This is a genomic window from Xanthomonas sp. BRIP62415, assembly GCF_003993515.1.
Classification (GTDB): domain Bacteria; phylum Pseudomonadota; class Gammaproteobacteria; order Xanthomonadales; family Xanthomonadaceae; genus Xanthomonas; species Xanthomonas euroxanthea.
The window spans coordinates 94,140-116,568 of record NZ_QEZH01000037.1 but is presented as its reverse complement, the minus strand read 5'-3'; the positions used below and the strand labels follow the sequence as shown (position 1 = coordinate 116,568).

Here is a 22,429-nt window from a genome sequence, read left to right as displayed (position 1 = left end):
TCGTTGCGCCAGCGTGTTGGCGTGGCCGGCTATTGCAAGCAGCGTGCAGGCAACACTGGATCGGTGTCTTGAAGATCGATCCATCGTGCGCAAGGCTTACGGCATCTCCGTGAAATGCAGCCATACCGCCGCCACGCGCGCAGGCGCATGCAAGCCACGTCTTTGACCACACGCCTTACCATCTGCCTATGTCTTCTTCGCCATCGACCATTGTTGCCATCGCCAGCGCCGCCGGAACCGGAGGCATCGGCATCGTGCGTCTGTCCGGGCCGCAGGCCGCGCAGATCGCCGCCGAGTTGGGCGTCCCGACTCTGCAACCACGGCAGGCGAGATACGCACGCTTTCGCGATGCGCGGGGCGAGGTGATCGACGATGGCATCGCCTTGTGGTTTCCGGCGCCGCACAGCTTCACCGGCGAAGCGGTGGTGGAGTTGCAGGGCCATGGCAGCCCGGTGCTGCTGCGGCAGCTGGTGAACCGCTGCATTGCCCTGGGCGCGCGCCAGGCGCGCGCGGGCGAGTTCAGCGAACGCGCCTTTCTCAACGGCAAACTTGATCTGGCGCAGGCCGAGGCGATCGCCGATCTGATCGCCGCCGGCGATCTGCGTGCGGCACGTGCTGCGCGCAGATCGCTGGACGGTGTGTTTTCGCAACGTGTCGATGCGGTCAGCGACGGCCTCACCCGGCTGCGCATCCACGTGGAAGCAGCCATCGACTTTGCCGACGAGCCGCTGGACACGCTGGGCGGGGCGCAGGTGCGCGATGGATTGACCCAGGCTCGCAGCCTGCTCGCGCAGTTGCTGCGCGATGCCGAGCGCGGGCGCAAGCTGCGCGACGGCCTGCATGCGGTGCTGATCGGCCCGCCCAACGCCGGCAAGAGTTCCTTGCTCAATGCACTGGCCGGCAGCGAGCGCGCCATCGTCACCGATGTCGCCGGCACCACCCGCGACACCTTGCAGGAAGCCATCCAGCTCGATGGCTTCGACCTGACCTTGGTTGACACCGCCGGCTTGCGCGAGGGTGGCGATGCGATCGAGCGCGAGGGCATGCGTCGCGCACGTGTCGAACTGCAGCGCGCCGATCTGGCGCTGGTGGTGCTGGACGCACGTAACCCGCAGGCCGCACGCGACGCGATCGGCGATGCCATCGATGCGGTGCCGCGTCGGCTGTGGATCCACAACAAATGCGATCTGCTGGTCGAACCCGCAGCGCTCGATCGCGACGCGATCGCAGTATCGGCAGTGACCGGGCAGGGACTGGAGCAGTTGCACGCCCGGTTGCGTGAGCTCGCACTGGGCGATGGAATGGAAAGCGTGGAAGGTGAATTCTCCGCACGCACGCGGCATGTCGACGCACTGCGTCGTGCCGAACAGCACGCAGATGCGGCGGATCTGGAGCTGGGTTTCGAACAACTCGAACTGGCCGCCGAAGAATTGCGTCTGGCACAGGAAGCCCTCGGCGAGATCACCGGCAAGCTGAGCGCCGACGAGTTGCTGGGCAAGATCTTTTCGAGTTTTTGTATCGGCAAGTGACGCGGCGCGGCACCACGTGCAGCGATGAATGCAGCATTCGCCAAATAAAAATCCGGCCTCTCACGAGGCCGGACATCGTATGTAAGACACGGATACTGCGATTTAGAAGTCGTAGCGAGCAGTCAACCGGAACGAACGAGGCGTCTGATAGTTCTGATCGTTCAAATAGTTCGGGCTGATCACATCGCGAGACGCTTCACTGAACTCGTTGTACTCGGTGACGCGGTCATTGTTGAACAGGTTGAAGACATCGAGCTTGATACGCAGCTTGTTGTCGGCCCAGTTGGGGATGTACGCCGCTGCCAGATCGAACGTCCAGGTCCAGGGTGTCCGCCCCTCGTCGCCACGCTGCCGCAGCACGCGCGTGCCTTCAGCGTTCAAGCAATAAAAGCTCGAGCCGCTGTAACCGCTGAGGTTGCCCTGGTCAGGCTGCGGGATGTCGTCCAGCGGGATATAGCCCTGGCAATTGATCGGGCGCCCGGACTGCAGGACCAAATTTCCGCCAAGCTGCCATTCCGGGGTGATCGTATAAGCACCGAAGAGCTTGAGCGTGTGCTGACGATCGTTCGGGGTCGGCCCATAGGTGCCATCGGTGAACAGACGGTGGTCGAAGTCCTGGGTGAGGCCGGCATCCTCCTGTTCCAGCGTGGAATTGACGTAGCCCTCGACGTTGCCGCGTGTCCTGGCAAACGTATAGGAGCCCTGGAAGTTGAACTTCTCGCCGGTGCGCTCCCAAAAGAATTCCAGAGCGGTATGCAGGCGGCGATATTCCGGCAGGCCAAGATACGAGGCCGGCAAGGTTGCCAGTTCCAGTTCGCCATCGCCATTGAGATCGACGTTGATGGTCACATCGCTGCCCGGATTCAAGAAGTAGCAGCTAGGCACAGAGCCCGGATCGAAATCGGGGTAGCCGTTGTCCGCCGCCCAGTCGATCCAGGGATTGGTGGTGCAGGTGTCGTCCATCCCGGACTTCACTTCGCGGCGGATCATACGCACACCCGCCATCCAGTTTTCCGTCAACTGCAGTTGGCCACCGAGAATGACCTCGTCCTGGTACATCGGCGACAGGTTGGTGGACGCGACAGAGGCTGGATTCGGCGCAGTGAGCGAGCCGTTGGTCTGGGTCTGGCCAATCTGCGCACCTTGGCCAACCGGCGTGCCGTCGGCTTCGCTCCAGCCATTGACGAAGTACCAGTTGGACACGGTCGACTCGGCGCCGGTTGCGCGGATACTGGAGTTTGTCGCCACCGGGATGTAGTAGCGGCCTGCGGTACCGAACAGCTTCAAGCTGGAATCACCCAGCACGTCCCAGGAGAAGCCCAGGCGCGGCGCCATTTTATAATCGGATTCGATCCAGGCAATGCCGTCGCCGTTCTTGTTTTCGAACTTCTCACCGCGCAAGCCGAGCACGGCGAGGAAGTTTTCGGTGACCTGCCAGTTGTCTTCCAGATAAAACGCGCTATTGGTGTTTTCGTACGTGGAGCTGCTGCTCTGGAACACGCGCGAACGCGCGTACAGCGCATTGCGCGGCACCAGTTGGCCGTTGACCGTGCGTCCAGGCAGGCCTGCAAACGCGCCGGTGGCTACCGAATTGCCGGGCACCGTGTAATACGCCCAGTTGATGCCACCGGCGTAGGTCTGGCCACGGTGGCTGGATTCGTACTTTTCCTGATCCACGCCGAAGCGCAACCGGTGATCGCCCAGCACCCATTCGCCATCGACCCGGAACGCTTTGCGGATGTCCTCGTCCGGCTCCGCATCGCGGTCGGCGATCATGGAGATCGTGCCCGGGTTGCAGCCAATGTATCGGTCGACCACGCTAGTGGTCAGGCCGAAGCTGTAGGCCCAAGGGCATTCGCTCCCAGCCGGATCGGCCGGCAGGCGGGAGTCGATCAGATTGCTCAGGTAGCCGTACTGCGCCGACAGCGTGAAGTTATCGGTGAAGTAACCGGTGTATTTGAGGATGCCGATCTTGCCGCCATTCTCCATCTCGTACTGCTCGATCGGCACTTCGTGCCGGCCGACGTTGTAGCGGTTGTCGCCATTGGCGTCGGTGGCGTATTCGTAGGTGCGGTACTTGGTCTTGGCCTGGTTGTAGATGCCGGTGAATTCGACCAGGTTGCTGTCGTTGATATACCAATCGAGCTTGACCAAGCCCTGGGGGGTCGTGTCACTGACGCGCCGGCTGGTCAGCGCGTAAAAGTTGTCTTCAGTTTCCTGGCGGCCTTCCACCATTGCAAAGAAGAACAAGCGGTCCTTGACGATCGGGCCGCTGGCATACGCAGAGTAAATGGTGCTGTCGAACTGATCGTCGCTGCGGTATTGGTACAGCGGGTCTGACGCATCGGGGTCGCGTTCGCGGACGTTTTTACCTGCCGCCGCGCCCCAGTCCGGTGCCCACTCCACGCTGCCGCCGTAGTGCCATTCGTTGGAGCCGGCCTTGGTGACGATGCTGACGATGCCGCCCAGCGAGCGGCCGTATTCTGCGCCATACCCGCCGGTCTTGATCTGCAGCTGACCGATGCTCTGGAACGGCAGATTGGCGAACGACAGGAACGTGCGCATGTTCGTGACGTCGAAGCCATTGATGTAGTAGCCGTTCTCGGCCACCGACGATCCGCCGAACGAGGCAAGATTGCCCGCACCGAGCCCGCTGTCGCCCCGGACCGCGCCAGGCGCGAGCAGCGCGACCGAAGACACATCGCTGGCCACCGGCAGCGAGACCATCTGGTCGGCAGTGAATACCGTGGTCGATTCCACCGAAGAGACGTCGATGGAGTTGAACGCCTGCGCGCCGACCACTTCCACCCGATCCAGCGTAGTGGCATTGCTACCCAGCGAGACCTGCGCGCCGCTGCCCACCTTGACCTCGACCTCCCGGGTCAGCCCGTTGGAGGTAATGATGTATTTGCCCGGGGGAAGTTGGCTGAAGCTGAATCTGCCATCTGCAGCGGCGGTGGCCGAGCGGCTCACGCCCGTTTGCGGGCTCTGGATGGCGATGGTGCTGCCAGGCTGCCCACTACCGAAAATGGAGCCGACCGCGCTCTGGGCCTGGACACCGCCGGCAACGCACATGCTCAGCGCAATGCTCAACGCGCTGCGTGTGATGTTCTTGGACAAAGACCTACGAACCCCTGGACGTGTCATTCCTCTTTCTCCTGATGAAGTACCTTCACAACGCCTGCAAACCGTGGGACCCAACTGCACTGCGTCGCAGTTGAGGTGGGGAGCCACTTCGAGGGAACGCCGACCAGCCCGGCGTATCACTTTCCTGAAGGGAGTCTGAAGATTAACCCAAGATTTACAGATGTGTCATTTTCCGGGAACTTTTTTATGAAACAGGGCTATCAGACCAGGACTTGGTCAGCTGTTTCGTGTAGGGATGCTTATCTGATCGAACACAACCGGTTGCGATTGGCGCCTGGTGAGGGCGATGAGCACGCGTCTGACCATCCCGATAGGGAGGGCGGCTTGATCAGCAGGCGCAGCTTTGCCGCGACGGGGTCTTCGCGGTGCGGGCTGTGAGTGAGATGGCGGTCGCCGTGAACAGGCAAGCGCTACGCCGGTTGTCAGGGCTGGCGGCTAAGGGCCTGCATCGGTCATGCAGAACGTATGCAGGCAACCGGCGGCGGGCGGACGCATAGAGTGATCCAGACCAGATGGTCTCAATCGGCGCGTGGCCGAGTTACCCGATGCGTTTGCGGCCACTTAGTGTCCGGCCAGGAGAGACGTGGCCAGGGACTCGAAAAAAAACGAATGACGTACAGGCGACAGATCGCTGGCGCACGTTGTTTGTAGCAGGTTGCAGGAGCCTGACTTGCTACATCACCCCAGGCAGCACGGTCTGCAGTGCAGCGTTCTCTGCCGCGCAGGCTGGCGATTCCGCCAGCGCGACCGGCTGCTTCGCACGTGCCTTGGCGATCTCGCGACGTGCGGCGGTGAGATCCTTCTGGAACTCGGCATTGTCGTGCAACGCGGCGACGGTGGCGGCGCCCATGATGCGGCCCTGCAGGACATCGCTCTGCCAGTGCACGTTGCAGACCAGGCGGCTGTCGCCGAAGGCGCGGCCGCGGGCGAGCAGGGCATCGCGTTGTGCGGGGGCCAGCTCGGCCAGGATCAGGCCCCAGCTCCAGCCGATGGCAGTGTGGCCCGAGGGATAGGAGCCGTTCTTGCGCAGTGCCGCGTCGTCGTCGGGCGTGCACATCGGTTGGTCGTTGCGCATGAAGGGGCGCGGGCGTTGGTAGCGCGCCTTCGCTGCGCTGGTGCTGGTACTGGCATCGCGCATGCTGCGCTCCAGCAGGTGCAGCAGGTGCGGGGTGTGGGCCTGGTCGATCTGGATGCCGAGCGCGCAGCTGAAGTGGGTGGCGGCTGCGGGAAACCCCAGCGCGGCGTCCCGTGTGGCCAGGTCCCAGCGTGGTGTGCCGCGCAGCGCGAGCATGGACGTGGCGATGGCCTGATCGTTGGCGAGCGCGGCGCTGCCATCCTGCGGCGGCGGCGGTACCAGGCGCAGGCTGTCGGGCACGTGTGTCTTTTCCAGGTAGCCATGTGCATCGGTGGCGATCACCGAGCCTGTCGCGGCGACGTTATCCCGCGCGCTGGCGATACCGCATCCCCAGGCCAACACGGCGATGGCGGCGCTGGTCAGCGTCCGGGAACAAGCGCGGGCAATGCGATGGGACATGGACCAACCCTCGGACAACACAGATGGATGAGGTCGCAGATTACGACGCGCAGATGACATCTGCATGCAAGCGCGGCGCAGCGCTTGCGAGGGATGCGCCGCGACTGTCGCGGCACTGTCACCTGGCCGTCGCATCGGCGCAAGACAGCTGTCGCACGCTTGCCGTCATCTTTTGACTCGTTCCCTGCCGCCCATGCCCAAGATCCATCTCTTAAGTGCCGCTGTCTTTACCGCGCTCGTGCTGTCGCCGGCTGCCCATGCTGCCGACCCCGACGTGACTGCCGACACCGGCACGACCGTGCAGCAACTCGATGCGGTCTCGGTGATCGGCCAGGGCGAAACGCGTCAGGTGCAGCGCATCACCCAGCAGGACATCCCGGTGTTGCCGCCGGGTACCAGCATCCAGAAGCTGCTCAACCGCATGCCGGGCGTGAACGTGCAATCCAACGATGCCTTCGGTGCCAACGAGGAGTCGCAGACGATCAGCCTGCGCGGCTTCAACGGCACGCGCCTGGGCTATACGCTGGACGGCCTGCCGCTGGGCGACAACGCCTACGGCAACTACAACGGCCTCAACATCAGCCGCGCCCTGATTGCGGAAAACTTCGGCGGCGTGGAGCTGGCCTCGGGCATCGGCGCGCTGGGCACTGCATCCACCAGCAACCTGGGCGGCACCATCCAGTACTACTCGGCCGATCCGTCCAGCGTGTTCGGCGGGCAGCTGTCGCAGACGGTGGGCTCGGACGCCAACCGCCGTACCTTCCTGCGTGTGGATACCGGCGACTACAACGGCTTTTCGGCCTATCTGTCCGGCATCAATGCCGAAGCCGACATGTGGACGCGCCCGGACTCGCCGACCACCACGCGGCAGTTCAATGCCAAGGGCGTGTACCAGTTCGACGGCGGCAAGCTGACCGCATTTGCCGATACCTCGCGCACCTCGCAGGCGGACTATGCGTATCTGTCCAAGAGCGGCATGGCGCGTGGCCTGGGCTGGGACTGGAACCTGTACGCACCGGACTGGAACCGGGCGTTGGCCGCGGCGTACTGCGCACCGGCCACGCGCAATGCGGCGCGCTGCGGTTTCAGCGGCGGCGTGGACAATGTCGACGATGCCTACTACCAGAGCCGCGCCTTGCGCGACGACGATCTGTTCTACGTGGCCGGCGACTTCCAGCCCAACGATGCGATCAGCCTGCACACCCAGGTCTATCACCACGAAAACAAGGGGCAGGGCCACTGGTGGTCGCCGGGCCAGGCATCCAATCCGGGGACGCCGCAGGCGCTGCCGATCTCGATCCGCAGCACCAACTACTGGATCAACCGCACCGGCGGCATCGCGTCGCTCGGCTGGAACCTGGGCGCGCATCACCTCGAAGCCGGACTGTGGTACGAGCGCAATCACCACGATGTGGAGCGCAATTTCTACTGGATCGACGGGCCGGTCAGCGACGACAAGTTCCTGCAGGATCCGGATCGCCGGCTGTTCTCGCAGAACTACATCATCACCACGCGGCAGTTCTACGTGCAGGGCAACTTCAAGTTCCTCGACGAGCGCCTGAGCGTGGATCTGGGCATCAAGAGCCCCAGCACCGAAATGACCGCGCGCGAGACGCCGGGGCTGGCGGTGGAAGCACCGGTGGCGACCGGCTCGATCAAGGCCAGCGAGTCGGTGCTGCCGCAGGTCGGCCTGGGCTATCGCATCGCCGACGGGCAGGAGGTGTTTGCCTCGTACGCGGAAAACATCGCCGCGTTCCAGGGCGGCGGTGCCGGTGGTCCGTTGCTGGTGACGCAGGCCTCGTTCGATGCCAGCGTCGGCGCGCTGGAGCCGGAAAAGTCGCGCACCGTGGAGGCCGGTTATCGCTTCGTGCGTGACCGCTTCGAAGCCTCGCTGGTCGGCTACGACGTCACCTTCGACAACCGCCTGCTCTCGCTCAATCCCTGCGCCAGCATCCAGCAGGGCACCACGCCGGCCTGCACCACACGCTTCTTCAACGTGGGTTCGGTGAGCAGCCGTGGTGGCGAACTGACGGTGATCTGGAAGCCGACCAGCTACCTGCAGTGGTACAACTCGGCCTCGATCAACCGTTCGACCTACGACGACAACTATGTGCAGAACGGGGTGACCATTCCGACCGCCGGCAAGACCACGGTGGATACGCCCAAGCGCATGTTCGCCAGCGAAATCGCGTTCAACTACGCCAACTGGAACATCAACCTGCGCGGCAAGTACACCGGCCAGCGCTACTACACCTACACCAACGATCAGGGCTTTGGCGGCTACACCTCGTTCGACGCAGGCGCCGGCTACGACTTCGGCCAGGCCGGTGTGTTGCAGGGGCTCAAGCTCTCGCTCAACGTCACCAACCTCACCGACAAGCGCTATGCGTCCAATCTCACCGCGTTCGCCAACAGCGATCCGACTGGCCGTCAGCTGGCGTTCCATGCCAGCGCTCCGCGGCAGGTGTTTTTGACGCTGGATGCCAAGTTCTGAGGATGGGAATCGGGAATCGGGATTCGGGAATCGGGAATCGTAAAAGCGGGTCTTGTTGCTGTTTAGGAATTCCCGATGCCGGATGATGCTGGTCGTCTTCGTGGTTGGCAGACGTTGTGACGCGTCGTTAGGTGGGCATCGACCGTGCTCGGCAACGCAGCGCATCAGCGATCCATGAGACGGTAACCAGCACCTGCCACGCCGGCTTGACGATCAGGGGCAGCGTTTGATGCAACACTCAGTTGGAGAAAGGCATGATGCAGTTCCACCGTATCTGGCTGTTGGGGGCGATGATGGTCGGCATGAGCGGGCCCGCGTTGGCAGAGGCGCCGTTGGCGAAGACGGTGCAGATCTTTGCGCACCGTGGCGCCAGCGCACTGCGCCCGGAGCACACCTTGGCCGCGTATGCCAAAGCGATTGTCGATGGCGCCGATTTCGTCGAGCCGGACCTGGTGTCCACCAGGGATGGCGTGCTGGTGGCGCGCCATGAGAACGAGATCGGCGGTACGACCGACGTGGCCAGTCACCCGGAGTTCGCTGCGCGCAAGACCCGCAAGACCATCGATGGCCAGGCGATGGAAGGCTGGTTCACCGAGGATTTCACCCTGGCCGAATTGAAGACGCTGCGCGCGCGCGAGCGTCTGCCGCAGTTGCGCGGCACGCGCTGGGATGGGCAGTTTCAGATCGTCACCTTCGACGAGATCATCGATTTTGTCGCAGCCGAATCGGCGGCAATCGGGCGCAGCATCGGGCTGATTCCGGAGATCAAGCACCCGAGCTATTTCAGCCGGCTGCATCTGGCGATGGAAGACAAGGTGCTGGCGAGCCTGCGTGCGCATGCCTACACGCAGACCGCGCCGGTGGTGATCCAGTCGTTCGAGACTGGCAACCTGCGTTATTTGCGCGGCAAGATCGGGCGCAGCAGCAACATCCGCCTGCTGCAGTTGCTGGCCGGCGCGCAGATGGCGTTGCCCGATGCGGGCGTGGGCAGCGCGCCGCGGACCTACAGGCAGATGATCACGCCCGAGGGGTTGACGCAGGTCGCCAGCTACGCCGATGCGATCGGCCCGGACATCCGCAGCATCATTCCGCTGGATGCGCAGCAACGCCTGGGCACGCCGACCAGCCTGGTGCACGACGCGCATGCGGCAGGACTGCAGGTGCAGCCGTACACGTTCCGCCCGGAGAACTACTTCTTGGCTGCCGAAAACCGCAGCAGCGGCGCGGTGACCGAGCGTAACGACGCCGGTGCACTGGCCGAGCTCAAGACCTATCTGGACGCCGGCATCGATGCCTTCTTCGCCGACGATCCGGGCCTGGCACGGCGTGCGTTGCAGGGGCAAGCATCGCGCTAGGCAGCGCCTTTGTAGGAGCGTGCCTGCGCGCGATGGGGCGGTCCCGGTAATGCCCTGTCGCGCGCAGGCACGCTCCTACGGGAAACAGGGGCCGTTTGGGTCGTTGCTCCATGCAGGCACTAGCTGCCCGGTGGGCGCTCGCGCGGTGGGAAGTGCAGCACCACGTTGTGCGAGCCGTCTTCCTGGCGCTGCCACAGCACCGGTACCTGGCGCGGCGGTGGCGGTTCCAGCACGTCGTGCTCGCCATTGCTTACTTCCCACGCAGCGTCCTCGTCTTCGTCCTCCCAGCTGTAGCGCGGCCTGGCCTGTTGCGGGTCGCGCAGGCGCAGCAGCAACGCGGCGATCAGGCCGGCCACCGCGCCGCCCAGATGCGATTGCCAGGACACGCCGGCTTCGTGCGGCAGGATGGTCAGCAACATGCCGCCATAGAACAGGAAGGCGATCATGCTGGTGGCGATCGCCGGGCGGTCGCGGCGCAGCAGGCCCAGCACGAACACCAGGAACATCAGCCCGTGGGTGACGCCGCTGGCGCCCAGATGCCGGCTGCCGGGCTCGCCCAGCAACCACGCGCCCAGGCCCGAGCCCAGCCACAACAACGGCAGCGCCAGGGCGGTGGCACGCGGATACACGCTGCCGGCCAGCGTGCCCAGGATCAGTAGCGCGGCGGCGTTGGCGCCCAGATGCGCGAGCGAGCCATGCAGCAGCGGTGCGGTGAGGATGCCGAGCAGGCCGTCGGCCTGCAGCGGTGCCACCGCCCAGGCGCGCCAGTCGAACATGCCCTGGGCGGTGAACACCGCCACCAGCAGCAGCACGGCGGCCAGGCTGAAGTTGAAGGCACGCAACACCCGGGAACGATCCAGGCGGTCTTGCGCGGTGGCGTCGGCGGCGGCAACAGGAGGCGGTGTCATACCTTCACGGATGGCGTCGCGCGGATTTTTTACAAGCTATCCGCCTCGGGATAAGCAGGTCCGACGACGGGATAATCCAGCCCCGCCACCGAACATTGGCGCAGCGGCCGCACGGCACCATGCAGGTGACCGGGGCGCGACACGAACATGCGCGGCATCACGCCCTCGCCAGTTCGGCCCGGGAGCGCCCCAGCGACCTGGCGCCTGAAATCCCGGCGGCCTTGAGAGGGGATTGAACGGTGTGGATGCCTCGGTCGTAGGGCAGACGATCTGCGGCTTGGCTGCAGGGCCCTTGCCCGCCCACCATCGCGGGACATGCCGCAAGTACGTCCATGTAGGCTCTTACGCGGCATCCATGCCGCGTAAGGTCCCGCGACGGTGGGCGGGCAAGGGCCCGTCGAGTTGGTCGGTGCGCTTGGTTGTGAGCAGTGCATGCAGCGCGGCCGTTCCCGAATCCCAATTGCAGACTCTGGACTCCCAGCCTGTCAGTGCGGGGGCCGGCTTGGGTGGCCGCACCAAACTCAGCAGATGGTGACGACCAGGATCTCGGGTAGCCGGGCTCTGGCGCGGCATCCATGCCGCTCAAGGGCCCGCGACGGTGAGCGCAGGGACCTGTCGAGATGGTCGGTGCGCTTGGATGCCAGCAACACACGCGGCGCTACCGTCCCCGAATCCCGAATCCCAGCCCCTCAGTGCCTGGCCGGCTTGGGCGGCCGCAGCAGGCTCAGCACGATGGTGAAGACCAGGATCACGATCACCACTGCCAGCGAGACCAGCACCGGGATCTTGTACAGATCGATGATCATCATCTTGGTGCCGATGAACACCAGGATCACCGCCAGCCCATACGGCAGCAGGTGGAAGCGGTCGGCCATGCCGGCCAGCAGGAAGAACATCGCACGCAGGCCCAGCACCGCGAACACGTTGGAGGTCAGCACGATGAACGGGTCGGTGGTGATCGCAAAGATCGCCGGGATGCTGTCCACCGCAAAGATCACGTCGATCACCGCAATCAGGATCAGCACCACGAACAGCGGGGTGAACCAGCGCTTGCCGTCCTTGATCACGCTCAGCGCATGGCCGTGGTATTGCGGACTCAGGCGCAGATGCCCGCGCATCCAGCGCAGCACCGGGTTGGCTTCCAGATCCGGCTCCTTGCCGGCGGAGAACCACATCTTGATGCCGGTCAGCAGCAGGAACGCGCCGAACACATACAGCAGCCAGTGGAACTTGGTCAGCAGCACCGAGCCGGCAAAGATCATGATCGCGCGCAGCACGATCGCGCCCAGCACGCCGATGATCAGCACGCGCTGGCGCTGTTCCTCGGGAACGCCGAAGTAGGTCATCACCATCAGGAACACGAAGATGTTGTCGACCGCCAGCGATTTCTCGACCAGATAGCCGGTCAGGAACTCCAGCCCGATGCGGTCGGCTGCCGCGTCGCCCATGCTGCCCTGCAGGTACCACCACAGGCCGGCGTTGAAGGCCAGCGCCAGCAGCACCCAGCCGATGCTCCACCAGGTGGCTTCCTTGAAGGTGACCTTGTGGGCACCGCCGTGGCGCATCAGCACCAGATCGACCAACAGCGCCACGATCACCACGATCGCGAAGCCGCCCCATAACCAGACATTGCCAATGGTTTGCATAAAAGAATCCCGAAAGTGAAACGACCTGGACAGCCGGTGGGCTGAGGCCTTGTGACACGGAAATCGTGGATTCCGGGTGACGGACCTTCGCCTGCGCGGCGAAGGTCTCGCTCACAACCGGCCTGGCCGGTTGCCGTTGCACCGGAGCCTGGCGGGCAGGACTCGTCATGACGGCGACAACGCTGGGAGCTACTCCCCTTCTGCGCCCGATTCTGCGTGCCGGAGGGCAGGCACGTCAATCCAGCCGGATACAATGGGCGGATGAATACTCCAGTCCCCGTCGTCCGACTCAAGAATGCCTGGCGCTCCAGCCACCCGTGGATCTTCCAGAAGCTGGTGGAAAAGCCCGCCGCCAAGCCCAAACCCGGCACCATCGTCGATGTGGTCGGCGTGGACGGGGAGTGGGTCGGCCGCGGCTTCTACAACGGCCACTCGCGCATCGCCGTGCGCATCCTGGAAACCGACCAGGCGGTGCCGGTGGATGCGGGCTGGTTCTCGCGCAAGATCGCCGCGGCAGTGAGCCTGCGCCGCGACTGGCTCAAGCTCGACGCGGTGTCCGATGCCTGGCGCGTGGTGCACAGCGAAGGCGACGGCCTGTCCGGCCTGGTGGTGGACCGCTACGGTGACCTGGTGGTGGTGGAGTTCTTCGCCGCCGGCATGTTCCGCCACCGCGAGTGGATCTACGAGGCGCTGCGCGCGCAGTTCCCGGGCTGCCGCTTCCACAGCTTTGCCGACGAACACGTGCAGAAGCAGGAAAGCTTCGATTTCCACGGCAATACCACCACCGAAGCATCGGTGATCACCGAGTACGGCATCAGGTTCCGCGCCGACCCGGCCGGTGCGCACAAGACCGGCTTCTTCGCCGACCAGCGCGAGAACCGCCAGTGGCTGAGCGAGCAGGTCGAGGGCAAGAGCGTGCTGGACCTGTGCTGCAACACCGGCGGCTTTGCGGTGTATGCGGCCGCGCGCGGTGCGTCCGAGGTGCTGGGCGTGGACATCGACGAGGACGTGATCGCCATCGCCAAGGGCAACGCCAAGCTCAACAACGTGCGGCCCAAGTTCGTGCAGGCCGACATCTTCCCGTGGCTGCGCGATGCGTCCAACCGCGGCGAGCAGTTCGATGTGGTGATCCTGGACCCGGCCAAGATGACCCGCGACCGCGAGCAGGTGATCCCGGCGCTGAAGAAGTACCTGGACATGAACAAGCTGGCGCTGGGCGTGGTCAAGCCCGGCGGCCTGTTCGCCACCTTCTCGTGCACCGGGCTGGTGGCCGAGCAGGAGTTTCTGGACATGCTGCGGCGCGCCTCGTATTTCTCCGGGCGCACCATCCAGATCCTGAAGGTGGCCGGTGCCGGTCCGGACCATCCGTTCATGGCGCACGTGCAGGAATCGCGCTACCTGAAGGCTGTTTTCTGCCGCGTGATCTAGCGCGGCGACCAATCCGTGGAGCGGCCAGTCGATGACACCGGACGATGAGGAACGCAAGGCGCTGACCCGGTTGCTGCGCGAGATCGAGCGGCCCCACGCCAGCCTGCTGGCCAGCAACTGGCCGGTGTTCGGCGTGTGGCTGCTGTTTTCCGGGGCCTTCATGTATCTGTTCCAGACCGGCAGCGGCTCGCCGTTGCATCCGTTGACGTTGGCGCTGGGCTCGACCTGTCTGGGCGTGTTCGGTGCCTGGATCGTGTTGCGCTCGGTGTGGGCGCGGCAGTGGCTGCACCTGCGCGAGCACGTCGATGTGGAGAGCGTGCGCGCGCGCCTGGCCGAACTGGGCGACTGAACACGACGCGCAGCACCACTGCGCGCCGATCGGCGCGTGCGATGGATTGCGCGCAGGCCAGATCAAATCGTTTGCGTGCTGCGTGCTGCCAACTGCGCACGCCCGATCGCTTCTGCCAGCCGCTCGAAGGACCGCCTGACGCAGGCCATCTTCGGCCTGCGCATATCGGGCCCATCCGCCGATGACCTGCGGCTGGTTGCAGCGGCAACCGATCACCAATCCACCGGCCCTGCGGTGATGTCCGGCACCGCCTGGAGCGGATCGGCCCCGAAACCGGACTTTGTCACGGTCCCCGGATCGACATCGTCACAGCACGCCCCGGCCCCATAAACACCGTACTCGCTAGCGCATCGGCGCCGCTCGTCGCGGCCGGATGCCACACGCCCAGACCGCCAGGTACTGCAGTGCCGTGCACGGCGCCGCCCATCACCGTGGGGTTGCCATTCGCGTTGCCATTGGCGTGGCGGCGCGCCCGTGTGCGCGGCGCGCCTGCATAACCCAAGGCAGTCAGGTCATTGCCAACGGCCATTTCGTTGGCCGCATCCGACCGGACATTGTCGATGTCCGGCGCGCGCTGCGCGGGTAGTGCCATCGCAGCGGGCCACCCGTCGGAGGGCATGGCGGAGTTGCGCCGCTGGCGCATCGTGACTTCAAGAGCAGGTCCTTCGCTCGAACCCCCGGAGAACGCAATGACTTCCTCACTTCGACGTGCGGGCACGTCAGCGGCCGCGTCCTAGATGCCGGCCATCGATTCCCAGCGCGCCGCCTGGCTGGCGACGCAGGTCCTGCCGCACGAGCCGGCGCTGCGGCGCTGGCTGCGCAAGCACGCCCCCGGCAACGTCGATTGCGACGACGTCATCCAGGAGACCTACGCCATCCTGGCCGGGCTGGGCGAGGTGGGTCATATCGCCAATCCGCGCGCCTATCTGTTCACCGCTGCGCAGTCGGTGCTGCTGCAGCAGGTGCGCCGCGCCAGGATCGTGTCGATCGAGAGCGTGGCGGAAATCGAGCGCCTGGACATCACACAGGACGAGCGCTCACCTGAGCGCCACGCCATTGCCGGTCAGGAGCTGCGCCGCATCGGCGAAGCGCTGGCGGCACTGCCGGACAAATGCCGCCAGGTGTTTCTGCTGCGCAAGGTCGACGGCCTGTCGCAGCGCGAGATTGCCGCGCGGCTCGGAATCAGCGAGAACACCGTGGAAAAACACATCGTGAAGGGATTGCGTCTGCTGATGGCACGCATGGGCCGCACGCCCGCATCGGCACCGGCCGCGGGCCATGCCGCGCCGGCCACGCGCCTGGCCGATCCGCAGCGCGGCAGCTGAGCATGCGCAGCATCGACGACATTGCCGCCGCCTGGGTGGGACGCGAGGACCGCGACCCGCTCACGCCGGCCGAGCGCGTGCAGCGCGACCGCTGGCTGGCCGAAGACGTGCGCCATCGCGGCGCCTATGCACGGGCGCACGCGGTGCATCTGCATTTCGATCGTGCGCGCGCGCTGGGGCAGGACTTTGCCGCGGAAGCGACGTGTTCGCGGCGCACGCATCGACGCGGCAGGTGGCTGGCCGCACTTGCCGCCTGCGTGGTCGCTGCGGCCACCGGCATGCTGGCATTGCAGCCCGCCGTCCCCGACACCGGCGCGCCCGGCAGCGGCCATCACCTCACCCGCATCGGCGAGGTGTTGCGCCTGCCGTTGGCAGACGGCTCGGCGGTGACGCTGAATTCTGGCTCGGAAGTGGTGGTGGAGTTCAGCGCCGACCGTCGCCAGATCCAGTTGCTGCGTGGCGAGGCCTTGTTCGATGTGGCCAAGGACCGTCATCGCCCGTTCGTGGTGATGGCGGCCGGCGCGGAAGTGCGCGCGGTCGGCACCAGTTTCAGCGTGCGTCGGCGGCAGGACGATGCGGTCAAGGTCGTCGTGCGCGAAGGTACCGTCGACGTGGAGGCCGACCGGCGCACACCGCAGCGGGTGGCCGCCAATATGCTGGCCATGGTCAGCCCGACGCGGGCGGTGCAGGTGCAGCCGCTGCCAGCACGGCGCGTGCAGCAGTTGCTGGTCTGGCGCGAGGGAATGATCGCCTTCGACGGCGACACCTTGGCGCAGGCCGCGGCCGAATTCGCCCGCTACAACGACATGCGCATCCTGATCGACGACCCCGCGGTGGCGCGGCGCACCGTGGTCGGCCTGTATTCGGCCAACGATCCGGAAGGCTTCGCGCGCTCCGTTGCGCTGAGCATGGGCCTGCAGATCGAACACACCCGTGGCGGCATCCACTTGCGCGGCGCACTCGCGCCGTGAGGTGCACCGCTGCACGTCACCACCCGCGATGTCGATGGCGGAAAAGCGGCGGCCACGCATCCAACAGACAGGGGGCCACACAGCAACGGTGACGACGACCGGACAGCGGCGCACGCGCGCCAGCGGAGAGCAGTGATGCAGGCAGCAAGCAGGCGTTTGAGCAAGGCCATCGGCACGGCCGTGGCGACGATGGCAGCGGGAGCGGCCTTGGCAGCCTCGCCGCAGGGGCGCACGTTCTCGCTCCCCGAGAGCAATGCGGTGGTGGCGTTGCCGGAATTTGCGCGGCAGGCCGGCGTGCAGATCGTGGCACCCGGCGAATACCTGCAGCAGGTACGCACGCCGGCGGTGCAGGGCACGCTGGAATCGCGCGTGGCATTGCGGCAGTTGCTGGCCGGCACCGGATTGAGCGTGGTCCAAGACGATGGCGAACGCATCACGCTGGCCTCGGCGCAGCCGATGACGGCCGCGTTGCACGGATATCCCGCCGTGGGCTACGCACAGGTGGACGCATCCGCACCGACGCCACCAGCCGCTGCACCGCCAGCCGATGCCGCAGTCGGCAACCTGGATGCGGTGGTGGTCACCGGCGCACGCGGCGTGCAGCGCACCGTCACCGAAAGCCCCACCCCGATCGATGTGATCGGCGCGGCGGAACTGGAAAAGACCGGTCGCCCGGGCCTGCTGGCGGCACTCAACGATCTGGTGCCCTCGTTCAATGCACCGGCCAAATCCGGCAACGGCACCTCGTATGTGATCGCCACCGGCGGGCTGCGCGGGCTCAATCCGGATCACACCCTGGTGCTGGTCAACGGCAAGCGCCGCCACCGCACCGCCAGCATCAACATCGCCGGCATCGTCGGGCGCGGTTCGGTGCCGGTGGACATGAGCCTGATCCCGGTCTCGGCGGTGGACCACATCGAGGTGCTGCGCGACGGCGCCGCCGCGCAGTACGGCTCGGACGCAATCGCCGGCGTCATCAACATCCTGCTCAAGTCCGATGCCGAGGGCGGCAAGGCCGACCTGCTGTGGGGCCAGAACATCGACCGCGCCGATGGCGACAGCAGCAGCGCCAGCATCGGCAAGGGGCTGGCGCTGGGCAGCGACGGCTTCGTCTATCTGGCCGCCGACGCCAGGTACCAGCAGACCTCCAATCGCGCAGTGCCGGTGGCCGACGATTACCGGCTGTACTACCCGGTCAACGGCCAGCCGGACCCGCGCGAGGCCACCGCCAACCGCCTGATCACGCGCAACTTCGGCCAGCCCTGGCAGAAGGGCGCCAACCTGTCCTACAACGCCGAACTGGGCCTGGGCGGCGAGCTGCGTGGGTATTCCTACGCCACCTACAGCCGCCGCCTGAGCGACCTGGAATGGTCGTTCCGCAATCCCAACGCCAACAACACCCTGCAGGAGATCTATCCGGACGGGTACAGCCCGCGCCTGCGCATCGACGAGACCGACTACGAGTTCACCGCCGGCATCAAGCGCCTGTGGGGCCAGTGGGATTGGGATCTGGCCACCAGCTACGGCAGCAACGCCTCCGAACGCGACGGCCTGCACACGCTCAACGCCAGCCTGGGGCCGACCAGCCCCACAGAATTCTATCTCGGCCAGCTGACCTCCACAGACTGGACCACCAGCCTGGACATCACCCGCGGCCTGCAACTGGCCGAGCGCCCGCTGCAGGTGTCGCTGGGTGTGCAGCATCGCTACGAAAAATACGAGATCCAGGCCGGCGAGCAGGCGGCCTACGCGGCCGGCAGCTACGTGTTCCCGGCCGGGCATCCGCGTGCCGGGCAGGCGCCGCCGCCCGGCGCGCAGGGCGCGATCACCTTCCAGCCCGACGAAGCCGGCAGCCTGGATCGCAACAGCGGCGCGGCCTATGTCGACCTGACCTGGGACGTGGCCGACAGCGTGTCGCTGGGCCTGGCCGGCCGCTACGAGCGCTTCGACGATTCGGCCGGCGACACCGCGGTGGGCAAGTTCACCGCGCGCTGGGCCATTACCCCGACCTTCGCGCTGCGTGGCGCGGCCAGCACCGGCTTCCGTGCGCCGGCCCTGGCGCAGGCCCTGTACGCGGCCACCAACAGCAGCTGGCGCACGCTGGACAACGGCGATCGCGAGCTGTTCCTGGCCAAGACGCTGCCGGTGGATTCCCCGGCAGCGCTGGCACTGGGGGCCGAACCGCTGAAGCCGGAAGAATCCACCAATGCCAGCATCGGCTTCACCTACAACCCCACGCGCGCACTCAGCCTCACTGTGGATGCCTACCGCATCGATCTGGACGACCGCATCGGCATGACCGGCTACATCACCGGTGCGGCGATCACCGACCTGCTCACCCGCGCCGGCGTGTCCGGTGTCGACAGCGCGCAGTACTTCACCAACGCCATCGACACCCGCACTGAAGGCGTGGACGTGGTGGCAACCTGGCGCATGGAGGCCGGCGACTGGGGCCGGGTCAACTGGAACCTGGGCTACAACTACAACACCACCGAGATCACCCGCATCGCCGACAACCCGTCCGCACTGGACTCGCTGGGCGCCGGCTACGAACTGTTCGACCGTGCCTCGCGCGGCTACCTGTCGCGCACCCCGCGCAGCAAGCTGCTGCTGGGCGGCAATTGGGTGATCGGCGACTTCGCGCTCAACGTGCGCGTCAACCGCTTCGGCAGCTTCGACGTGCTGGAAAACAACCCGGCCAACGACGAACACGTGCCGGCCAAATGGATCACCGATCTGGAAGCGTCCTACGCACTGTCCGGGCGCATCACCTGGACGCTCGGCGCCAACAACCTGTTCAACCAATACCCGAACAACATCGGTGCGGTCGCCAGCACCGGCAGCGGTTTCTATGTGACCAGCGTGCCGTACGGCTTCACCGGCGGGTCCTACTACACCAAGTTGACCTACACCTTTTGAGGAGTGACCCAGTGCCGCGACTTTCTTCGATGCGGGCGCATGCGCGCAGCGCTTCCATCTGCGCAGGGCTGTTGATCGCGTTGGCGTGCGCCCCGATCGCGGCGCTCGCAAGCAGTGGTAAAGACACCGGCGAGATCCTGTGGGATCGCTACGGCGTGCCACATGTCTATGCCAGGACCGAAGCGGGCACCTTCTACGGCTTCGGTTGGGCGCAGACCCATAGCCATGGCAATCTGCTGCTGCATCTGTATGGCGAAGCGCGCGGCCGCGCCGCCGAATACTGGGGCGAGAAGTACGCCGAACAGGATCGCTGGCTGGTCAGCAACGCTGTCTACCCACGCGCGCAGCAGTGGTACCGGCAGCAGGCCCCGGGCTTTCGTGCCGACCTGGACGCCTTCGCGCAAGGCATCAACGCCTACGCGGCCGCACACCCGGAGGCCCTGGACGCCAACGTCAAGGTGGTGCTGCCGATCACCGGCGTGGACGTGGTGGCGCACGCGCACCGGCTGATGAATTACGTCTACATCGCCTCGCCGGCCAAGGTGCTGGGCGAGCCGCCCAAGGACGGCCAGGCCCGCGATGGCTCCAATGCCTGGGCGCTGATGCCGAGCAAGACCCGCGACGGCCATGCCATGCTGCTGGCCAACCCGCACCTGCCTTGGGGCAGCGGGTTTTTCACCTATTACGAAGCGCATCTCAACGGACCGGGCGTGGATCTGTACGGCGCCACCCAGGTCGGCCTGCCGATCCTGCGTTTCGGCTTCAACAAGCAACTGGGTTTCACCAATACGGTGAACACGCTGCTGGGCCAGACCACCTACAAACTCACGCTGTCGGGCGAGGGCTATCTGCTGGACGGCAAGGTGCTGCCGTTCAAGCGTGAGACCAGAACGCTGAAGATCCGTCAGGCCGATGGCGCGCTGAAAACCCAGACGCTGGAAGTGCGGCAGTCGGTGCACGGCCCGGTGTTCGAACGCTACGACGGCAGCACCGTGGCGCTGCGCGTGGCTGGCCTGGATCGCCCCGACATGCTCAAGCAGTACTGGGACATGGGCAAGGCGCAGGACTTTGCGCAGTTCCAGCGCGCACTCCAGCAGCTGCAGGTGCCGATGTTCAACATCGTCTATGCCGACAACGCCGGCAACGTGCTGTTCCTGGACAACGGCATCCTGCCCAGGCATGCCCAAGGCGATCTGAAGTACTGGAGCGGCCTGGTGCCCGGCGATACCGCGTCCACGCTATGGAGCGATGTGCACAGCTACGACGAGCTGCCCAAGGTGATCAACCCGGCTGGCGGTTTCGTGCAGAACACCAACGACCCGCCGTGGCTGGCGAGCTGGCCGCGGGTGCTGGACCCCAGCGCATTTCCGGCCTATGTCGCACCGACCGGGCCGATGTCGTTGCGCGCGCAGAACTCGGTGAAGATGTTGGCCGAGCACGACAGCATCGACTTCGACCAGCTGGTGGCGCTCAAGCGCACCGCACAGGCGCTGGCTGCCGATCGCACGTTGCCGCAGCTGTACGCCGCAGCCGCAGACAGCACCGATCCGGACATTGTCGCTGCGGTCAACGTGCTCAAGGCCTGGGACCGCCACTTCGAAGCCGACAGCCGCGGCGCGTTGTTGTTCGAGGAATGGGCGCGCCTGTTCACCGGCGATGCGCGCTACCTCTCGCAGGCCGGTTATGCCACGCCGTGGTCGCTGGACGCGCCGCTGACCACACCCAGCGGCCTGAAGGACCCGGCGCTGGCGCTGCGCCAACTCAAGCAGGCCGTCGCCAGCACCAAGAAGACCTACGGCGCCATCGACCGGCCATACGGCGAGGTGTCGCGCTTCCACCTGGGCGCTGTCGATGTGCCGGGCCGCGGCGGTTTCGGCAATCTCGGCGCGTTCGACGTGATCACCTGGAACCCGCCCAATGCCGATGGCCAACGCCTGCCGCAGCACGGCGAAACCTGGGTCTCGCTGGTGGAGTTTTCCACGCCGCTCAAGGCCAAGGGCCTGATGAGCTACGGCAATGCCAGCCAGCCTGGTTCGGCGCACATCAGCGACCAGCTGCCACTGCTGTCCAAGGGCGAGTTCCGCACCTTGTGGACCACCCGCGAGCAGGTCGAACAGCACCTGGAATCGCGCACCGACTTCTGATGCCCAGCTCCCGACGATCACCCGACGCCAAGCAGCTACCCGACAGCACCGCCCACTATCCCAGCCTCCAAGGACACCGCCCATGCGCACCTTTCTGACCGCCGCCCTGTTCGCCGTCTCGGCGTTGACTGCCACGTTCGCCGCATCGGCGGCCGATCCGCACGACGGCGCCTGGACCCTGGTGGAATCCAAATCCAACTGGAGCGACGGCAAATTTCCCAAGGGCATGCGGCTGACCATCAACGTGCAGTTCTCCGACAACCGCATCGAATACCACTCCATCAACACCACCCGCCCGGACACGCCGTACAAGGTCGATTACGTCACCACGCTGGATGGCAAACCCAGCCCGCTCAACGAGCAGGCGCGCTTCAACCGGATCGCGGTGAGCAAGACCGGCGCCGACACCTACCAGATCCTCAAGATGAAGGACGACGACGTGATCGTCGGCGAGTTCTGGACGTTCTCTGCAGATGGCAAGACGCTGATCCGCAATGGGGTGGGCAAGTCGCCGGAAGGCAAATCCAAGGCCTATCACGAGTTCTTCGAACGCAAGTGAGCACTGGCGCGTGGTCGCGGGCAGCAATGTCTGCGGCCACGCGCCACGACAGCCAGTGATCGTGCAGCGGCTGAGGCCAGCGCGGCTATGATCGATACACCCCCAACTTCTGCGAGCTGCC

At 65.6% G+C, this 22,429-nt stretch carries 15 protein-coding genes; 10 read left to right on the top strand and 5 right to left on the bottom strand.

Annotated features, from left to right (window positions below; all coding sequences use genetic code 11):
• The first annotated feature begins 188 nt into the window (after window positions 1–188).
• Window positions 189–1,529 carry a tRNA uridine-5-carboxymethylaminomethyl(34) synthesis GTPase MnmE gene (gene mnmE / locus EO141_RS19880; protein WP_127170064.1) on the top strand — a complete coding sequence of 447 codons (1,341 nt, stop codon included), beginning with the start codon at window positions 189–191 and terminating at the stop codon, window positions 1,527–1,529.
• A 102-nt stretch (window positions 1,530–1,631) separates the two neighbouring features.
• Here mnmE and EO141_RS19875 read toward each other — a convergent pair whose 3' ends face one another.
• Both EO141_RS19875 and EO141_RS19870 read right to left on the bottom strand, forming a co-directional pair.
• Window positions 1,632–4,676: a TonB-dependent receptor plug domain-containing protein gene (locus EO141_RS19875; RefSeq protein ID WP_127170063.1), complete on the bottom strand. Its 3,045-nt coding sequence runs from the start codon at window positions 4,674–4,676 to the stop codon at window positions 1,632–1,634.
• Window positions 4,677–5,349: 673 nt separating this feature from the next.
• On the bottom strand, window positions 5,350–6,210 hold the full coding sequence (locus EO141_RS19870; protein WP_127170062.1) for a phosphatase PAP2 family protein: 861 nt from the start codon (window positions 6,208–6,210) through the stop codon (window positions 5,350–5,352).
• A gap of 193 nt (window positions 6,211–6,403) precedes the next feature.
• Between EO141_RS19870 and EO141_RS19865 the strand changes: the two genes are divergently transcribed.
• Together EO141_RS19865 and EO141_RS19860 are read left to right on the top strand one after the other, a co-directional pair.
• Window positions 6,404–8,704 carry a TonB-dependent receptor gene (locus EO141_RS19865; protein WP_127170061.1) on the top strand — a complete coding sequence of 767 codons (2,301 nt, stop codon included), beginning with the start codon at window positions 6,404–6,406 and terminating at the stop codon, window positions 8,702–8,704.
• Window positions 8,705–8,958: 254 nt separating this feature from the next.
• On the top strand, window positions 8,959–10,059 hold the full coding sequence (locus EO141_RS19860; RefSeq protein WP_164739338.1) for a glycerophosphodiester phosphodiesterase: 1,101 nt from the start codon (window positions 8,959–8,961) through the stop codon (window positions 10,057–10,059).
• A 119-nt stretch (window positions 10,060–10,178) separates the two neighbouring features.
• Here EO141_RS19860 and EO141_RS19855 read toward each other — a convergent pair whose 3' ends face one another.
• Entirely contained in the window at window positions 10,179–10,967 is a 789-nt protein-coding gene (locus EO141_RS19855) for a rhomboid family intramembrane serine protease (RefSeq protein WP_104650383.1), read from the bottom strand.
• A 689-nt stretch (window positions 10,968–11,656) separates the two neighbouring features.
• Window positions 11,657–12,613 (bottom strand): TerC family protein, encoded by a 957-nt coding sequence (locus EO141_RS19850; protein ID WP_016901852.1) that lies wholly within the window; start codon window positions 12,611–12,613, stop codon window positions 11,657–11,659.
• Window positions 12,614–12,874: 261 nt separating this feature from the next.
• Here EO141_RS19850 and EO141_RS19840 point away from each other — a divergent pair, with 261 nt between their 5' ends.
• Together EO141_RS19840 and EO141_RS19835 are read left to right on the top strand one after the other, a co-directional pair.
• Window positions 12,875–14,041, top strand: coding sequence for a class I SAM-dependent rRNA methyltransferase (locus EO141_RS19840; protein ID WP_104585916.1), 1,167 nt, complete (start codon window positions 12,875–12,877; stop codon window positions 14,039–14,041).
• Between the two features lie 31 nt (window positions 14,042–14,072).
• Window positions 14,073–14,390 (top strand): hypothetical protein, encoded by a 318-nt coding sequence (locus tag EO141_RS19835; protein WP_104585914.1) that lies wholly within the window; start codon window positions 14,073–14,075, stop codon window positions 14,388–14,390.
• A 283-nt stretch (window positions 14,391–14,673) separates the two neighbouring features.
• Here the strand turns inward: EO141_RS19835 and EO141_RS21775 are convergent, their stop codons facing one another.
• Window positions 14,674–14,982 (bottom strand): hypothetical protein, encoded by a 309-nt coding sequence (locus EO141_RS21775; protein ID WP_241236701.1) that lies wholly within the window; start codon window positions 14,980–14,982, stop codon window positions 14,674–14,676.
• A gap of 145 nt (window positions 14,983–15,127) precedes the next feature.
• Here EO141_RS21775 and EO141_RS19825 point away from each other — a divergent pair, with 145 nt between their 5' ends.
• From EO141_RS19825 to EO141_RS19805, 5 genes are all read left to right on the top strand, one after another.
• Window positions 15,128–15,715: an RNA polymerase sigma factor gene (locus tag EO141_RS19825; protein ID WP_104585912.1), complete on the top strand. Its 588-nt coding sequence runs from the start codon at window positions 15,128–15,130 to the stop codon at window positions 15,713–15,715.
• A gap of 2 nt (window positions 15,716–15,717) precedes the next feature.
• Window positions 15,718–16,686 carry a FecR domain-containing protein gene (locus EO141_RS19820; protein ID WP_127170059.1) on the top strand — a complete coding sequence of 323 codons (969 nt, stop codon included), beginning with the start codon at window positions 15,718–15,720 and terminating at the stop codon, window positions 16,684–16,686.
• A 207-nt stretch (window positions 16,687–16,893) separates the two neighbouring features.
• Window positions 16,894–19,605: a TonB-dependent receptor gene (locus EO141_RS19815; protein WP_206514831.1), complete on the top strand. Its 2,712-nt coding sequence runs from the start codon at window positions 16,894–16,896 to the stop codon at window positions 19,603–19,605.
• A gap of 11 nt (window positions 19,606–19,616) precedes the next feature.
• The gene (locus tag EO141_RS19810) at window positions 19,617–21,749 is read left to right on the top strand and encodes an acylase (protein ID WP_241236700.1); all 2,133 of its coding nucleotides are present in this window, start codon (window positions 19,617–19,619) and stop codon (window positions 21,747–21,749) included.
• An 82-nt stretch (window positions 21,750–21,831) separates the two neighbouring features.
• Window positions 21,832–22,308, top strand: coding sequence for a hypothetical protein (locus tag EO141_RS19805; protein ID WP_104650376.1), 477 nt, complete (start codon window positions 21,832–21,834; stop codon window positions 22,306–22,308).
• Window positions 22,309–22,429 lie beyond the last annotated feature (121 nt).